At 44.0% G+C, this 16,183-nt stretch carries 15 protein-coding genes; 6 read left to right on the top strand and 9 right to left on the bottom strand.

Annotated features, from left to right (window positions below; all coding sequences use genetic code 11):
• The first annotated feature begins 11 nt into the window (after positions 1-11).
• Positions 12-527: a cob(I)yrinic acid a,c-diamide adenosyltransferase gene (locus C7Y69_RS18075; RefSeq protein WP_126873708.1), complete on the top strand. Its 516-nt coding sequence runs from the start codon at positions 12-14 to the stop codon at positions 525-527.
• Positions 528-629: 102 nt separating this feature from the next.
• Here the strand turns inward: C7Y69_RS18075 and C7Y69_RS18080 are convergent, their stop codons facing one another.
• Both C7Y69_RS18080 and nagZ read right to left on the bottom strand, forming a co-directional pair.
• The gene (locus tag C7Y69_RS18080; protein WP_126873709.1) at positions 630-2,021 is read right to left on the bottom strand and encodes an SLC13 family permease; all 1,392 of its coding nucleotides are present in this window, start codon (positions 2,019-2,021) and stop codon (positions 630-632) included.
• Complete coding sequence (gene nagZ / locus C7Y69_RS18085) at positions 2,008-3,066, bottom strand: beta-N-acetylhexosaminidase (RefSeq protein WP_312847920.1); 1,059 nt, start codon at positions 3,064-3,066, stop codon at positions 2,008-2,010. Before nagZ ends, C7Y69_RS18080 begins: the two co-directional genes overlap by 14 nt.
• Positions 3,067-3,164: 98 nt before the next feature.
• Between nagZ and C7Y69_RS18090 the strand changes: the two genes are divergently transcribed.
• Together C7Y69_RS18090 and ybaK are read left to right on the top strand one after the other, a co-directional pair.
• Positions 3,165-5,705: a penicillin acylase family protein gene (locus C7Y69_RS18090; RefSeq protein WP_126873711.1), complete on the top strand. Its 2,541-nt coding sequence runs from the start codon at positions 3,165-3,167 to the stop codon at positions 5,703-5,705.
• Between the two features lie 18 nt (positions 5,706-5,723).
• Positions 5,724-6,194 (top strand): Cys-tRNA(Pro) deacylase, encoded by a 471-nt coding sequence (ybaK, locus tag C7Y69_RS18095; protein WP_126873712.1) that lies wholly within the window; start codon positions 5,724-5,726, stop codon positions 6,192-6,194.
• 38 nt (positions 6,195-6,232) lie between these two features.
• Here the strand turns inward: ybaK and C7Y69_RS18100 are convergent, their stop codons facing one another.
• The 6 genes from C7Y69_RS18100 to pheS all read right to left on the bottom strand — a co-directional run bounded on the left by C7Y69_RS18100 (position 6,233) and on the right by pheS (position 11,332).
• Positions 6,233-6,523 carry a type II toxin-antitoxin system RelE/ParE family toxin gene (locus C7Y69_RS18100; protein WP_061997674.1) on the bottom strand — a complete coding sequence of 97 codons (291 nt, stop codon included), beginning with the start codon at positions 6,521-6,523 and terminating at the stop codon, positions 6,233-6,235.
• A complete protein-coding gene (locus tag C7Y69_RS18105) occupies positions 6,516-6,737 on the bottom strand; it encodes a TA system antitoxin ParD family protein (protein ID WP_013784548.1) in 222 nt (73 codons plus the stop codon). Before C7Y69_RS18105 ends, C7Y69_RS18100 begins: the two co-directional genes overlap by 8 nt.
• Before the next feature lie 189 nt (positions 6,738-6,926).
• Positions 6,927-7,529: a hypothetical protein gene (locus tag C7Y69_RS18110; protein ID WP_126873713.1), complete on the bottom strand. Its 603-nt coding sequence runs from the start codon at positions 7,527-7,529 to the stop codon at positions 6,927-6,929.
• Positions 7,530-7,646: 117 nt separating this feature from the next.
• The gene (gene ihfA / locus C7Y69_RS18115; RefSeq protein WP_013784550.1) at positions 7,647-7,946 is read right to left on the bottom strand and encodes an integration host factor subunit alpha; all 300 of its coding nucleotides are present in this window, start codon (positions 7,944-7,946) and stop codon (positions 7,647-7,649) included.
• A 3-nt stretch (positions 7,947-7,949) separates the two neighbouring features.
• Entirely contained in the window at positions 7,950-10,337 is a 2,388-nt protein-coding gene (pheT, locus tag C7Y69_RS18120) for a phenylalanine--tRNA ligase subunit beta (protein WP_126873714.1), read from the bottom strand.
• A gap of 14 nt (positions 10,338-10,351) precedes the next feature.
• Positions 10,352-11,332 (bottom strand): phenylalanine--tRNA ligase subunit alpha, encoded by a 981-nt coding sequence (pheS, locus tag C7Y69_RS18125; protein ID WP_013784552.1) that lies wholly within the window; start codon positions 11,330-11,332, stop codon positions 10,352-10,354.
• Between the two features lie 392 nt (positions 11,333-11,724).
• Here pheS and C7Y69_RS18130 point away from each other — a divergent pair, with 392 nt between their 5' ends.
• Together C7Y69_RS18130 and C7Y69_RS18135 are read left to right on the top strand one after the other, a co-directional pair.
• Positions 11,725-12,513: a hypothetical protein gene (locus C7Y69_RS18130; protein WP_126873715.1), complete on the top strand. Its 789-nt coding sequence runs from the start codon at positions 11,725-11,727 to the stop codon at positions 12,511-12,513.
• Positions 12,514-12,582: 69 nt separating this feature from the next.
• Positions 12,583-13,719 (top strand): glycosyltransferase, encoded by a 1,137-nt coding sequence (locus C7Y69_RS18135; RefSeq protein ID WP_126873716.1) that lies wholly within the window; start codon positions 12,583-12,585, stop codon positions 13,717-13,719.
• Here the strand turns inward: C7Y69_RS18135 and C7Y69_RS18140 are convergent.
• Complete coding sequence (locus tag C7Y69_RS18140) at positions 13,708-14,820, bottom strand: glycosyltransferase family 4 protein (protein ID WP_126873717.1); 1,113 nt, start codon at positions 14,818-14,820, stop codon at positions 13,708-13,710. The genes C7Y69_RS18135 and C7Y69_RS18140 overlap by 12 nt on opposite strands.
• Positions 14,821-15,281: 461 nt before the next feature.
• Between C7Y69_RS18140 and C7Y69_RS18145 the strand changes: the two genes are divergently transcribed.
• Positions 15,282-16,166 carry an acyltransferase gene (locus C7Y69_RS18145; protein WP_260563684.1) on the top strand — a complete coding sequence of 295 codons (885 nt, stop codon included), beginning with the start codon at positions 15,282-15,284 and terminating at the stop codon, positions 16,164-16,166.
• The last annotated feature ends 17 nt before the right edge of the window (positions 16,167-16,183 follow it).

A 16,183-nucleotide genomic window follows, 5' to 3' on the forward strand; every position in this document is an offset into this window, starting at 1 on the left:
TTAATACCAGCATGAAAATTTATACCCGCTCGGGCGACAAAGGCAGTACGCAAATATATGCCGATAAGCCAGTAAGAGTAGAAAAAGATGATGCGGTAGTACAAAGCTACGGTGATATCGATGAACTTAACAGCCACTTAGGGCTATTGGCTTCCATGGTAGCCGTGCAGTTGAAAGAAGACATTTACACTATTCAGCGCAACTTGTTTCAAGCAGGCTTTGCTATTTCAGCCAGCTCTACTCTTACGCAAGATGATGTGGTTAAGCTGGAAAGTGATATTGATAAAATGACAGCCACTTTGGGCCCCCAAACCACGTTTGTACTGCCTGGTGGCAGCAAAGCGGCTGCACAAAGCCATGTATGTCGTGCAGTGTGCAGACGTGCAGAACGAGCCGTTATAGTGCTAACCAAGCACTACGATGTACCCGCCGTAGTGCCTGCTTACTTAAACAGGCTGTCTGATTACTTATTTACCTTCGCCCGCTTTTTAAATGCCGAAGCAGGGTTCGATGAAGTCGCCGTTTAATTGCGGCTTAAGTGTCTAGCCGCACACTTTGCGGCTTATGCAATACGGTTTAAAACCGACCTACTAAATGTTAACTCATCCATGCCTTGCACGGCTAAGAAGCTAAGTTCGCGTTAATAGCACACCAGCGGTAACCACAAACGCCACAATAATATTTAGTACTACGCCCTCGCGCACCATGGTTTTCACCGTAAGTTCACCACTGCTATACACAATGGCGTTGACGGGTGTTGCCACCGGCATCATAAACGCGCAGCTTGCACTAATGGCTGCTGGCATCATGAGAATAAGCGGGTCTACATCTATAGCCACCGCCGCGCTGGCTAAAATGGGCATTAATAAGGTAGCAGTAGCCGTATTTGATGTAATTTCTGTTACAAAGCTTACCGACAAGCACAGCACTAACACCAATAAGAACAAGGGTAACACCGCTAAGCCCGTTAATCCCTGCCCTAGTAATTCACTTAAGCCCGACGCAGTAAACGCTTGGGCCAAACAAATGCCCCCAGCAAACACCAACAGCATTCCCCATGGAATTTGCTGCGCGGTATTCCAGTCAAGTAAGCAACCTTGTTTGCTGCCAGAAGGAGTAACTTCACGCTCGCCATTGGGAATAATACACATTAGCACCACACCCGCTAACGCAATGGTGCTGTCTCCCACGAAGTCCATACCGAACCACGCTGTCCAATAAGGCCTAAATACCCACGCCATCGCCACTAAAGTAAAGACTAACAGCACCCGTGCTTCTGCGCTTCGCCAAGGGCCAACATCGGGAAGCCCACCGGTTTTCACTCCCTTTAAATGCCGAGTTAACCACAATGCCATTAAGGGCAATGCTACCAATACAATAGGCACTCCGGTTTTCATCCAGTCAATAAAACTAATTTCTGTGCCCGTAGTTTGCTGATACACACTCATAAAAATAATATTGGGTGGCGTACCAATAGGAGTACCTACACCGCCCACACTAGCAGCGTAAGCAATACCCAGTAACACGGCGACACCCAGCTTAGGCGAATTAGATGCATGAATAATGGCAAGGGCAATAGGAAGCAGCATAAGTGTGGTGGCGGTATTTGAAATCCACATGCTTAATATGGCAGAGGTAAACATAAAGCCGAATACCAGCCTGCGGGCACTGTTTGCACCGGTTAGCTGAATAAGGTACACCGCTAAACGTTTATGTACGCCAGATTTTTCTAGCGACTTAGACAACATAAACGCCCCCATCAGCAACAAGATAACGTGGTTACCTAATGCCGATGCGGCTTCTTGATAGCTAATAACCCCCGCCATAGGAAAGGCGAAGAAAGGAATGAGTGCGGGTAAAGCAATATGCAGCGCTTCGGTTACCCACAACATGGCCACCAGCACAGTAATGGCCGCACTAATGGCCATAATATGTGACAAGCCTGAAAACAACAGCACTCCATACAGAGCAACTGCGCTAACCAAGGATATTATTATTAGTTTCGGTTTAACCGGTTCCATAGCGCGACAACACCTTTAATGCGTTTTTATAAGCTGCACTGGCATGCACAGCTGGTTTGCGCCCGTAAAGTGAGGTTAAAGCCTCGAAAGAATCTGTTGAATGAGGCAGCGCATCTAAAATAGATTCTGCCCCTTTCGGGTTATTACATGCCAATACCATATGGCAACCTGCCGATAATGCAGCCATGGCACGATCGACATAATTGCCGGCAACACTGGCACCGTGCATAGACAGGTCATCAGAGAACACTGCACCGTTAAAACCCAAGTCTTGCTTTAATATTTTTTGTAACCAGTGCTCGGAAAAACCGGCTGGCTTGCTATCAACTTGAGAATAAATAACGTGCGCTGGCATTACGCCATCTAGCAACTGTTTAGAAATTAATCTTTCAAAAACAACCATATCAGTTTGTTTAATTTCTTCAAGCGGTCTTTCGTCTACAGGTAATGCCACGTGAGAATCTGGGGCCACACTGCCATGCCCAGGAAAGTGCTTTCCAATGGCTGGCATATTGGCAACCTGTAAACCTTCAATTAGCGCCGAGGCTAAGGGGATCACCTTTTCTGCGGTTTCAGCGAAGGCTCTGTCGCCAATCACTTTCGATACCCCGTTGATATCAAGCACAGGGGCAAAACTAAAATCGATGTCTATCTGTTTTAGCTCATGAGCCATAATGGTACCGCAGGCTTTAGCCAGTTCTAGCGTGGCATCGTTGACTATTGTCTCTTCTACTTCTGGCTCTATTTCCGGTAAATCAGCCCAGTGAATATCTTTTCCTGCCGCTTTCGCCTGTACCAACCCCGATAACTTACCCATAGCAGGTAACTTGGTAAAACCTTCACGAAAGCGTTGAACCCTGCCCCCTTCGTGATCTACCGCTATTAATAAAGGCTTTTTGGCACTTTCTCGAATTTCTTTTACTAACTGAGTAAGTTGCTCGCAATCGTAATAATTACGGCTAAATAGTATGACGCCGCCCACCACAGGATGTGCTAATTTTTCTCTCTCTTCAGGCAATAAACGCTCTGCCTGACAATCAAGCATTAACGGGCCCATAGTGTTTCTCGCAAACGTGTCATAAAACATCACTTCAAATTTGTAGATAGTGTGGTTAGGATAGAGAAAAAAATGGAGTAATACACGTGTTAAATTGGATTAAGTGGTTGGTTTTAGGTGCAATTGCATTAGTCGTTTTAGCACTAGGTGGCGTGTATATGGCGTTGCACCTAAGTTTACCTACATTAGACGGCAATCATGCCACGTCTCGTATTACTGCGCCCGCTACCCTCGCCCGCGACAATATGGGCCATGCGGTAATAAATGCACAAGATAAATTCGATGCCGCATATGCCCTAGGCTTTGCCCACGGCCAAGACCGCTTCTTTCAAATGGACTTACAACGAAGAAGTGCATCGGGCCGCTTATCAGAATGGGTAGGCGATGTGGCGCTAGAGATAGATAAAAACGCCCGCTTTCACCAGTTTTCAAAACGCGCTGTAAAAGTTTTCGACAGCCTACCATTAACGCAAAAGCAATTGCTGGTAAGTTACTCGCATGGCGTAAATGCTGCGCTAGACGAATATACCGTGCCGCCCTTCGAATACATTGCAGCCGGGTTAACGCTATCACCTTGGCAACCCACCGACAGTATTTTGGTGGCCTACAGCATGTATTTAGATTTACAAGGCGGGCAAATTGAAATTGATTTAGCGCGCACCGCACTAAAAGAAACCTACGGCACGCCGATATATAACTTCATTACCCAGCCCAGCCGTTATCAAGCCGCTTTGGATGGCAGTGAGCTGGCGCTTTACCATGCCGACGTACCGCCTTATCCTTTATTACCAGAGCCTGAATTACCAGAGCCTGTATTACCAGAGCCTGCATTACCAGAGCCAGCTTCTTCTGATTCTATCCCGTCTGAGCCTAGCCCTTCTGAAATCAGCCCTTCTGAGTCTAGCGCTTCTGAGCAGGCCCCAAAACCTAGTGACGGCATTGGTGATTCGGTCCCCCCAATTACCGCTGAAACTGCGCTACAGTCATACAACGCTGAAGAGCTGCCCGATATAGGCAGCAATAACTGGGCGGTTACCGGAAACCTTACGGCAACAGGAAGCGGTTTACTGGCTAACGACATGCACCTAGGTTTGCGTGTACCTATTATTTGGTATCGCACACAGCTGAATTATAAAGACACGCCCCGAGCCCCCGTAAGCGAAGGGTATGATAGCCTTGCTGTATCAGGCATAAACTCATCAGTGGCTAACGTGTCGGTAACAGGGGTGTCACTGCCTGGATTACCTGGCGTAATAGTTGGTACGAACAACAAGGTAGCGTGGGGCTTCACGAATGCCAACCTAGATAACCTTGATTGGATAGCCCTTGCCGACGACACGCCTACCCATATGGTAGATGAAGTCATAGTAAGCAAAGAGGTATCGCATACCTATACTCTAGCGCTTAGCGAGTACGGCCCTGTAAAACTCGTTAATGGTAAGCGTTACGCATTAAACTGGGTGGCACATCATCCTTTTGCAGTAAACCTTACCATTGTTGATATGGGCACCGCGAATACCGTAGACGATGCTATTGCCGTAGGCAAAGAGATTGCCATTCCTACCCAAAACATGGTGATAGTCGATGATGCTGGTAGCGCTGCATGGTTACCCGGCGGCGCAGTAATGAACAGAGAGCAAGCTTCGTTTACCGCCATTGACGAAAGTACCGTTGCACCAATAGCCCCCTCACGCACGACTAACCTTCCGGTAGTAAAAAACCCAAGCAGCAACAGAATATGGACCGCCAATGCGCGGGTAATTTCCGCCAATGACATAGCAAGACTGGGTGATGGTGGTTATGCCCTTGGTGCCAGAGGCCAGCAAATAAGAGATCGCTTATTTGAAAAAGACTCTTTTAACGAAAACGATTTTTACGCCATTCAGTTAGATAACCACGCGCAATTTTTGCTGCCGTGGCAGCAGCTGCTATCGGGTTTGTTATTAAACGACAATATTGAATTTAAGGCCGACCTTGCCTATCTGCGTAAATGGGGTGAATGCGCGTGCGAAGACTCTGTAGGTTACACGCTAGTAAAGCATTTTCGTAAAGAGGTGGTAAGCCAACTGTTTGGTAAAATACTGTCTAGCATTGATGACCAAGGCGTACAAAGCCGTTCGTTACTTCGCGGCATCGAGCCTGCGGTATGGCAACTCATTCACACTCAGCCCGATAGCTGGCTGCCAGAAGGTACTGAATCTTTCGATGATCTACTGGTTGATGCCTATCGCCGCGCCAAACACACGCTATTAGATGAGCACTCCCCTATTGAAGCCAATATGGAAGACTTACGTTGGGGCAGTGTTAACGCGCTTACGGTAAAGCATCCGTTTGCCGCGCAAATTCCTTTTGTAGGGCATAAACTAAATATGGATACTGTTGAAGGCTTTGGGGATACTTATATGCCAGCCGTTCAATCATCGACGTTCGGCGCATCAGAACGCTTTTTTGTTAGCCCAGGGCATTTAGATGATGCCATTCTAACCCTGCCCGGCGCTCAATCAGGCCACCCGCTATCACCCTTTTTTAAAGCGGGCTTTAGCGACTACGCCACACAAGCCGCTACCCCGTTACTGCCAAGTGAACTTATTCACTTACGACAATGGTACCCAAAGGACGAAGGATAAAGGAAGAAGGATAACGCGATGACTCCTGCTATTACTCTGTTAAAGAAAAAGCGTATTGCGCATACTATTTTAAAGTACGACCACGACAGTAAGGCGCCCTCTTATGGATTAGAAGCCGCCGATAAGCTAGATCTTGACCCTAACACGGTATTTAAAACACTGATTGTAAGTGATGAAGCCAGTAAATTAGCCGTAGCCTTGGTGCCCGTAAACACCACGCTAAGCGAAAAAAAGCTGGCAAAGGTACTTGGGGTTAAAAAAATTACCATGGCACCTAGCGACACCGTGGTTGCCAGTACTGGCTATTTATTAGGTGGAGTAAGCCCATTAGGGCAGAAAAAACGCCTAGCAACCGTGTTGCATGAAAGCGCATTAGCACACGAAATGATTTACGTAAGTGCAGGTAAGCGGGGTTTAGAGCTAGAAATCCCCCCGCAATGCATCATTAACTTAACGCAAGCTAAGACTGCCCAGATTGCCGCCGACTAGCAAAGTAAAACAATAAGCTTATTGTTATACGCAATTGGTCAGAATAATTTTTTAACATCGCGGTAAAAGTTTTCATGAGAGCCAAGTGCTATCAATTCAAGTATTACAGTGCCATCTTCGTAGCTGTAACCGAGTAAGGTTAACTGTTTAACCATCTTGAACTTGTACACGCGAAGAAAGGCTAGGTCGCCTTTTTTTTGCTCTCCTAGTAGAGGATCGTCCATCAGTTCCTTTACAGCTTTATCCAAGTCTTTTTTCTGGTTCTGATGTAACTTCTTTACTGCTCTCTTGAAATTAGCTGTCTGTAAGACACTGGTAATCTTAGCCAAAATCGTAAGGCTCTAACTTTCCTGCCTCTTTTTCCGCTTTGGAAATAATTGCCTGTTTTACGAATTCGTATGGTAAATCAGGATTATCTTCCATCATTTCGCCTATCTTTGCCCAATGCTCAATCTGTTTTGGCATAGTTCGGTTTAATGCTTTTCCCATAATGGTCGCTTTCTCAACTAAATTCTGGTCTAGTCTTACGCTCGCTGTTGCCATAACATGCCTCCTAATAGTTCACCATCACATTGTAGCAATGCGCTACAATTGTAGCAAATTGCGCATAACAAACGCATTAACACTCGCTGCGCTTCGCTTGGTATTTTAGCCCGTTATGCGGGTGTTAATGACATTACGCTTATCGTTTATTTTTTAGGTCTACTTGCTTTGGGTTCAATTTCTTTGGCTTTACTTTTGATTTGATTGGGGCTCATCTATGGTCAGCGACAGCGAGTCACCTTCGGCACGTGCCAGCCAGCGTTGTTTAGCTTCGCCCAACGCCGCGTCACTTGGTGGGTTAGTGCCCGACAAAGCTTGTGCCATTTGAACAATAATCGCATCGCGCTTTTCAAGTAAAGCTTCGGTACGTTCGAACAAGTCGTACGCCTCTGGGTATTCGTCTTTTAAATTACCCATATCTTCTAGCGCATAATAACGCGCTTCAAACGCTTCGTTAAACAGCTGACGCTTAGCGTTAAACACTACATAATCATAGGCTTGCTGCGAATCTAAATATTCTATGTGAGTTTGCGCTAAGTGGCCTGCTTCAGCCACTACTTGCGCTTGTTCCATCCACTGATTAATGGCGTCTTTATCGCCGTTTTTAACCGCTTCTTTCACCCCAGCTTGCAAATCACTGGCGTGTAGAATTTCCATTAGGGTAATAACTGGAACTTGCGCCGACGCTTGATCGCGCTGATTAGTATCTTCTGCCAAATAAACAAACCAACCCGCAATGGCAAAAACAATACACGTGATAACAGCAACAATAATCAGAAGCGCTTTAGCCACACTTTCCTCCAGACAAAATGAAATGAAACGCAGCAACAAGGTTACTGGCTTTTAATAGGCAATACAAAAAAGAGCGAGTTACCCCGCTCTTTTATCAGTATTGTAACGACCGGTAGATTACTGGTCGATAGGCGAAGAGTTTTCTACGCGACTCTTCAATTTCTGACCCGGGCGGAACGTTACCACTCGGCGCGCTTTAATAGGAATGTCTTCACCGGTTTTAGGGTTCCGGCCCGGACGTTCGTTTTTATCACGCAAGTCAAAGTTGCCAAAACCTGACAGTTTTACTTGCTCACCAGCTTCTAAAGCGCCTTTTATCTCTTCGAAAAAAAGCTCTACCAGATCTTTAGCATCACGCTTGTTAATGCCTAACTTTTCGAATAGGTGTTCAGCCATCTCGGCTTTGGTCAATGCCATAGTTTACTCTCTTAACGCGGCCTCAAACTCAGATTCCAGACCTTTAACCACAGTATCTACAGCCTGCTGAATTTCAGCTTCTTCCAAGGTTTTTTCCGGATCTTGTAAGTGAAGTGACAAAGCAAGGCTCTTGTAACCAGGTTCAATTCCCTTGCCTTTGTACACGTCAAACAAGTTTAAGCCAACTAGTTGATTTACGCCAATTTCTTCTATGTAAGAAAGAATATTTCCTACACTCACTTCATCTTTCACCGTAATAGCAATATCACGGCGGTTCGATGGGAAGCGCGATACAGGCGCGGCAGACGGTAATTTACGTGCGACAACAGCTTCCACTTCAAGCTCGAACACAAATACCCGACCATTAACACCCAACAATTTTGTAAACTGTGGATGTATAGCACCAATATAGCCAACTTCTTCATCATTAAGCAAAATTTTTGCAGTCATACCCGGATGCAACGCACTATGCTGGGCACTTACAAAACTAAACTCACCGGTTTTACCCGTTAAGGCCAGTAATGCCTCTACATCTGCTTTTGCATCAAAGAAATCTACTGGGTTGTCGCCTAAGTCCCAGTGTTCTTCGTTACGACGCCCTGCTACTACACCACCAATAACCTGCTGTTGCAATACACCATTAGGCGTATCTTGTTGAGGAATAAAGCGTAATCCAGTTTCAAACAAACGTACTCTGCCCTGCTGACGCTTTTGGTTGTAAGCCGTTGCACCTAGTAACCCAGGCCACAAGCTAACACGCATCACAGACATGTCTGACGAAATAGGATGCGGCAATACCATGCTTTTCGCATCAGGAAATAGTGCACTTTGAATTTTAGGGTCGACAAACGAATATGTAATCGCTTCATTATAGCCACGGCTTAATAATAACGACTTCATGGTGTTAATCGGCAACACCGCTTCTTGAGAAGGCAACATAGACAATGCAGCGGTTGGCGCAACATGTGGAATGTTGTTATAGCCATACACACGCGCTACTTCTTCTATTAGGTCTTCTTCAATAGCAATGTCGAAACGATAGCTTGGCGCCTTCGCTTCCCAACCTTCATTGGTTTGGACAACGTCTAAACCAAGACGTTCAAGCATTTCAAGCACTTGAGCATCATCAATGGTTATACCCAACACGCGGGCTAAACGATCACGTCGTAATAAAACACTGGCCTGCTTAGGCAATTTGTCTTCTTCACAGGCTTCAACAACCGGCCCTGCTTCACCACCACAAATATCTAAGATAAGGGCAGTAGCACGCTCCATAGCGTTACGTTGAAGCTGTGAGTCTACGCCACGCTCGTAGCGGTGCGACGCATCGGTATGTAAACCATACTGACGTGCACGGCCCATAATGGCATCGCGGCTAAAGAACGCACTTTCTAGCAAAATATCTTTGGTTTCTGTGTTTACACCTGAATGTAAACCACCAAAAATACCCGCCATAGCAAGGGCTTTGTTGTCGTCGGCAATCACCAAAGTATCGTCGTTAAGCTTAGCTTCGGTTTCATCTAGCAACGTAAGGGTTTCACCCTTATTCGCCATACGCACGTTTACGCTGCCTTCAATAGCAGCAAGGTTAAACGCGTGCATAGGCTGGCCAAGCTCTAACAAGATAAAGTTGGTGACATCTACAATAGGGTCGATGCTACGAATACCACAGCGGCGAAGCTTTTCGCTTAACCATAGCGGCGTAGCGGCTGCTACATTAACGTTACGAAGCACACGACCTACATAACGTGGGCACGCTTCTGGCGCGCTTAAGTTAATAGCTATGCTATCGTCAATAGTGGCTGCCACAGGGCTAATAGCCGGCTCGCATACATCTAAGTTGTTCAACACGCCTACTTCGCGGGCAATACCACGAATACCCAAGCAGTCTGCTCGGTTAGGGGTTAAATCTACTTCAATAGAGGTATCGTCTAGGTCTAGGTATTCACGAATGTTCGTGCCTACTGGGGCATCGGCTGGCAATTCAATAATGCCGTCGTGATCGTCGCTAATGCCTAGCTCAGAAAAACTACACAACATACCCATAGAAGGTTCGCCGCGTAGTTTTGCTTTTTTAATTTTAAAGTTACCAGGCAGTACCGCGCCTACAACAGCAACGGCTACTTTAATGCCTTCACGGCAATTCGGGGCACCGCAAACAATGTCGCGAAGCTCACCGTCACCTACGTTTACTTTAGTAACACGTAATTTATCGGCATTCGGGTGCTGGCCACATTCAACCACCTCACCTACTAATACGCCGCTAAATTCGCCTGCAACAGGTTCAACACCATCAACTTCAAGGCCAGCCATGCTTAACTGTTCAGACAGTTCGTTAGCCGACAAAGCAGGGTTAACCCATTCTCTTAACCACTTTTCACTGAATTTCATGCTTACTCTCTGCCTTAGTTGAACTGTTTAAGGAAACGAAGATCGTTTTCAAAAAACGAACGCAAATCATTCACGCCATAGCGCAACATGGTTAAACGCTCTACGCCCATACCAAAGGCAAAGCCAGTGTATTCTTCAGGGTCGATGTTTACGGCCTTAAGTACATTTGGGTGCACCATTCCGCAACCTAATACTTCTAACCACTGACCGTTTTTACCCATTACATCTACTTCTGCTGAAGGCTCAGTAAACGGGAAGTAAGACGGACGAAAACGCACTTCAAGCGACTCTTCAAAGAAGTGATGCAAGAAGTCGTGCAATATACCTTTAAGGTCGGTAAAGCTAACGTTTTTGTCTACCATCAAGCCTTCAACCTGATGGAACATAGGCGTATGGGTTTGATCGTAATCGTTACGATAAACGCGCCCAGGTGAAATAATACGTAGCGGCGGCTGTTCAGCTTCCATAGTACGAATTTGAACACCCGATGTTTGGGTACGCAGCATCATGTCTGGATTAAAATAGAAGGTGTCGTGATCGGCACGCGCTGGGTGATTAGCCGGAATGTTCAAGGCATCGAAGTTATGAAAACCATCTTCAATTTCAGGGCCGGTTTTAACCGCAAAACCCAACTCGCCAAAGAACGATTCAATACGCGCAATGGTACGGCTAACCGGATGCAAGTTGCCCGGCGCTTCAGTACGGCCAGGTAACGTTACATCAATGGCTTCTTCAGCAAGCTTCTTGTTTAGCTCTTCACTGCGCAGGGCTTCGCCTTTTGCAGAAATAGCTTGTTGAATTTGCTGTTTGGCCACGTTAATTTTTTGACCAGCCGCTGGGCGCTCTTCGTTAGAAAGCTTCCCAAGCCCTTTAAGTAAGTCGGTAAGTTTACCTTTCTTACCCATGAATTCGACCCTAACTTGGTCTAGTGTGGCTGCATCTTGTGCAGCGTCAATCAGTTCTTTTGCCTGATTGATAATAGCGTCAAGCTCCATGTTTTCCTCAATTGACATGATGACTGGATAACCACGATGCGCTATGCATTGCCCTGTAATTAGGCTAAATCTTGTAATAGATTAAATCCGTAAAGGCTAAATATAGTGCGTTAAAGTGTGGCTTGCCTGAATAAAGGCGACAGTTTACACGACTGATAGACATAACCGCTACCCTATATGGCTGATATTGGCAGATTTTTGTACCAAGCTAGAATAAAAGTTGTTGAATGCGGGGTTACTTTGGTGGCAAACAAGACTTTAGGTAGTTTTTAGATTGGTTAAATAAACCATAGAACAAATTTCATACAAAGCTTATTATTAAAGCGCAGTATGGTTAAGCAGTACCAATTCCTACCCAAGCCTTAACTCGCATTGTGTAAAAAGGAGCTTTTATGCACACCAAGATATTAGCTGTACTCTTATTATTTACTTCCTACAACGCGCATTCCGCGTTCATGCAATTCAATTTCACAGGCTTAGTTTCTAGTGTTGAAAATTATGAAGCCACGTTTTTCGACGAAGCTACTTTACTTGGCCAGCCTGTAAGCGGTTCGTTCACATTAGATCTTTCTAACGAAGTAAGAGGCAGACTGGAAACCAGCTGGTACTGGTGGGGGCAAGTTGAGTCTGGATTACCCGTACTAACTTCCCAATTAAACCTGGGGAGTGAAACATACAGTCTTGCCAATCAAGGTATTTACAACGCATTTGAGGATGACTTCTTTCCTGAGGAGCACATTGAAATGTATAACGGGCCGTATTATGACGGCGGCCCTATTGGTGATGGCGAATATTTTAGCGATTTTGCTAGGTTTACAGAAACAACACCCCAGGGTGAAACAAACTTAACCTACGATTTAAGCATTTATTTCTTCGATTTAATTAATGACTTTCTGGTATTCAGCGAAGAAACTGAACTGTTCGACAAACAACCCGACTTCTCGCAATCGTTTTTCTGGGAAGATACAGATTTTACTGATGACAACCAACGAGGTTCAGGAACGTTTAACGTATACGAGAGCTTTTATCCTGATGTTGGCGGTTTTGAACGTAATATTGATTCAACGCTAGCGTTTACGCTGGCAAGTGTTAGTGCGGTAAGGGTGGATTCGCCAAGTACTTGGTTAATTATGATATTCTCTATGGGTATCCTTATAAGAAAACGAATAATTGTTAAATAGACTCCCCCAGAAAATGCTGCATCAAGCATGGACGTTTGCTGTCAAAATCCATAATAAAAAGGAAGTTTAGTGAAGAGAGTTTTGTTTGTTATAAATTCTATTGGGTATGGTGGCGCAGAAAGGGCACTGGTAAATTTATTGAGTAAACCTGCGTTCTACTCTGAGTTCGATGTACATGTTGCCCTTCTAGATGATGAGCCCATCGTTCGCGCTCTTCCTGATAATATCACGCTACATCAATTAGAAAGTAAAAGAGGTTTAGTTCGTAGCTTTATTAATTTAATGCGCCTTCAGCGCGAGTGTAAACCTGATTTATGCGTGAGTTTTCTGGTTAGGGCTAATGTCGTGAACGCTGCACTTAAATTGACTTCTAAAAACAGGAAGGTCGTTTTATGTGAACGCATGCATTTAAGTAGTCATCTAGACGGGCAGTTTAAAAACATGAAGCGGTTTTTGGCGGGTATATTGCCTAAATTGACCTATCGCCTTGCCGACGCTGTAATTGGCGTTTCAACTGGCGTAACAAGTGATCTTGTTGAAAACTTCAGCGTTCCAGCTACCAAAGCCACAACCATATTTAACCCCTACAATATTTCACAAATTGAAAAACATTCAAAAATGGAACCTGAATTTGAATTGCCTAGCTCTTTTGTTATTAGTACTGGAAGACTAACCCCAAGCAAAAACGTAAAAGGTCTGATAGATGCTTACTTGGCATCGAACGAGAGCGCTCCCCTATGTATTTTAGGAGAAGGTGAGCAAAAGGAAGAAATAGAAAATTACATTTTACTTAAAAATGCGAAGCAGAAAGTGTTACTACTTGGGTATGCTGAAAACCCCTTCGCCATTGTATCAAAAGCAAAATATTATGTTTCTGCATCATTGAATGAAGGTTTTCCCAATGCGCTTGTAGAGGCCATGGTTTTAGGTTTACCAGTAATAATGACAAACTGCCCTTCTGGCCCTGCCGAAATACTAAACGAAAATCCACAATATACGAGTGATAAACTCACAGAAGCCAAACACGGCTTATTAGCACCATTGAATAACACCTCAGAATTAACTCGAGCCTTTAACCTGTACAGCGAAGAACGTATTCGCGCCAATTTCGCTGAAAAAGCTAGGAAACGAGCTGAAGATTTTTCCATAGAGGCGATTGCTAACGAATATTGGCAATTTTTGCGACAAACGTTACTACAGCATTGAGTTGAATAAATTAAGGTGTTCGTGGGCGTTTGCCTCCCATGTATTATTCGATTGTAGAAATTCAGCCGATTTACTTCTGTAAATCGAATAATCTTCAGCATTTAGTTTTGCAGTAAGCGCGAGCACGTCGCCCTTTTTAACATAGCTTTCTTCATTGAGTTTGAACTCACGGTGGGCTGGTATATCACTGGCCACTATAGGTGTGTTGGCCGACAAAGCTTCAGCTACTACTAGGCAATACCCCTCCATATATGAGGGATTCACTAGAAGTGCAGCATTTTGGTAAACAGTAGCCAAATTGGCACCAGTATGAGCACCTGCAAATATAATATTCACGCTTCTAAACTGAATAATCTTTTTAACGTAATCATTAGCGATATAATTATCGCCTACAATGACCAGCTTTAATTTAGTAGGATTCATTGCTAGGTAAGCATCTATAAGGTTATCAAAGCCTTTTGTTGCGTCTAACCTTCCGACCGCTAAAATATATTGTTTTGGTTTTAAACCTAACGCCTTCAAAAGCGCATCTTGCTCGGTTCCAGCGGTCAAGGTATTGAGTGAGCCAGCATTACGAATAACTAAGCGTTTTTGTAATAAAAACGGAAAGCGGGCATCTAACTCTTCTTTTACCGAAGCGCTTACGCAAATAATTCGTGAAGCAAACAGAACAGTACACAACTCCCCTAATTTCAGTATTAGCTTGGCATACCATTTCCATTTAGGCCGTTTATAGTCAGGCGAATGGTGTGTGACCACCGTTTTGAACCCTAATAGCCGCGAGAACAAACTAAAGAAGCCAGGACCTATTCCATGAAGATGCATAATTTTAGGGTGAATGAAGATACGGGCATAACACAAAGCGACAAACGTATGAAAAAAAGTTTCAAACCCAGAGATTTTGAGCGCCTTTATTACTTTTATATCAACTTTTTCGTATTGGTAGCTTTCTTGCTGTTTATAGGGCAACCTAGTGATAACGGTAACTTTATATGAAGGGTTTTCTTTAAGTATCAATGGATACAGCTTTTGACAAATTGTTTCCACACCGCCAACAAAGTTAGGTACCCCTCTTGTGCCGACAACACACACATGTGACATCAATAATTTCCCTATTAGCCTACGTTACCTGAGTTTTTCGTAAGTTTAGTATGAACTAGATTCAGATACACAAAATAATTTCGCACAGTACTGAATAAAAGATATTGAATATGGTTTTACTTAGTCTGTAAAGAGAAATCAAGGGAGGTATAAATCGGTTAAATGATAATTATCGAGCAGAAAAAACGAAGCATCACCAAATTAGTGCAACTAGTTGTATTGCTTTTTTCTGTGATCATTTAAGGAATCAGTTTGATTAGTTTAAACAAAACAGATGACAGTTGTATTGGAACAAGCATATAAAGTTGGCTGTAAGCTTGCATATATTATGAATATCAGCCTTTCGCAATATCTGAACTAAAGTCTAATGCGCTCGACTAATAATGAATTCTATAAGACAATAGCAATAAGAGAAGCACGCTGTGCTTAACCGTTTAAAATTCCTCAATCATAAGAAGTAAATGCAAATGAAGTTCAGGGAAGATATAAATGCGCTACGAGCAATTGCTGTGGCTTCTGTCGTTATATTTCATTTCAATCATGACTGGCTACCTGGCGGTTTCGCAGGTGTAGACGTCTTTTTCGTTATTTCTGGCTTTTTAATGACCATGATCATAATAAAAGGTTTAGAAAAAGAAACTTTCTCAACATTATCGTTCTATAAGGCGCGGGTTAGACGAATTATTCCTGCTTTAGCGTTTCTTTGCTTCGTGCTCATGTTTTTAGGTCTATTTCTACTTTCACCAATAGACTATTTAAATTTAGGGAAACACTCTGCTGCTAGTTTGACGTTTTTATCCAATATGGTTTATTGGACTGAATCCAATTACTTTGACTCGTCTTCTAATGAAAAGTGGCTTTTACACACTTGGAGCCTTTCCGTTGAATGGCAGTTTTATCTTATTTACCCAATCGCTTTAGTTTTTTTGAGGAAATTTCTAACGCTGAACCAATTAAAATTAGCTCTTGTAGCTGGGACTATTTTAGCCTTTATCCTTTCAGTTTTAGTAACCATGAAATCAAGCAGTGCCGCATATTTTTTGCTTCCAACAAGAGCATGGCAAATGTTAGCCGGCGGTCTGGTATTCCTTTATCCCATCCAGCTAAAAGATAGTGTAAAAAGCCCCTTGCAATTATTAGGTTTACTTTTGATAGTAAGCTCGTTTGTTATTTACACATCTGCCACTCCATGGCCCGGTTACGCATCTTTGTTACCAATTATTGGGGCTTGTATAGTACTTGTTTCTAATAATGGTGAATCTAAACTTGTAAACAATAGTGTAACTCATGCCCTTGGAAAATGGTCATACTCTATTTATCTTTGGCATTGGCCGATTGTAGTGTAAGCGATCAATATAGACCC

This window comes from Alteromonas sp. KS69, assembly GCF_003989595.1.
Classification (GTDB): domain Bacteria; phylum Pseudomonadota; class Gammaproteobacteria; order Enterobacterales; family Alteromonadaceae; genus Alteromonas; species Alteromonas naphthalenivorans.

Bases quoted from the DNA above. Each gene is read 5' to 3' on its own strand.
- C7Y69_RS18145 (WP_260563684.1), top strand. From the start codon at position 15,282: ATGCAAATGAAGTTCAGGGAAGATATAAATGCGCTACGAGCAATTGCT.
- C7Y69_RS18140 (WP_126873717.1), bottom strand. From the start codon at position 14,820: ATGTCACATGTGTGTGTTGTCGGCACAAGAGGGGTACCTAACTTTGTT.
- ybaK (WP_126873712.1), top strand. From the start codon at position 5,724: ATGACTCCTGCTATTACTCTGTTAAAGAAAAAGCGTATTGCGCATACT.
- C7Y69_RS18075 (WP_126873708.1), top strand. From the start codon at position 12: ATGAAAATTTATACCCGCTCGGGCGACAAAGGCAGTACGCAAATATAT.
- C7Y69_RS18130 (WP_126873715.1), top strand. From the start codon at position 11,725: ATGCACACCAAGATATTAGCTGTACTCTTATTATTTACTTCCTACAAC.
- C7Y69_RS18080 (WP_126873709.1), bottom strand. From the start codon at position 2,021: ATGGAACCGGTTAAACCGAAACTAATAATAATATCCTTGGTTAGCGCA.
- pheS (WP_013784552.1), bottom strand. From the start codon at position 11,332: ATGGAGCTTGACGCTATTATCAATCAGGCAAAAGAACTGATTGACGCT.
- pheT (WP_126873714.1), bottom strand. From the start codon at position 10,337: ATGAAATTCAGTGAAAAGTGGTTAAGAGAATGGGTTAACCCTGCTTTG.
- C7Y69_RS18105 (WP_013784548.1), bottom strand. From the start codon at position 6,737: ATGGCAACAGCGAGCGTAAGACTAGACCAGAATTTAGTTGAGAAAGCG.
- ihfA (WP_013784550.1), bottom strand. From the start codon at position 7,946: ATGGCATTGACCAAAGCCGAGATGGCTGAACACCTATTCGAAAAGTTA.
- nagZ (WP_312847920.1), bottom strand. From the start codon at position 3,066: ATGCTTGATTGTCAGGCAGAGCGTTTATTGCCTGAAGAGAGAGAAAAA.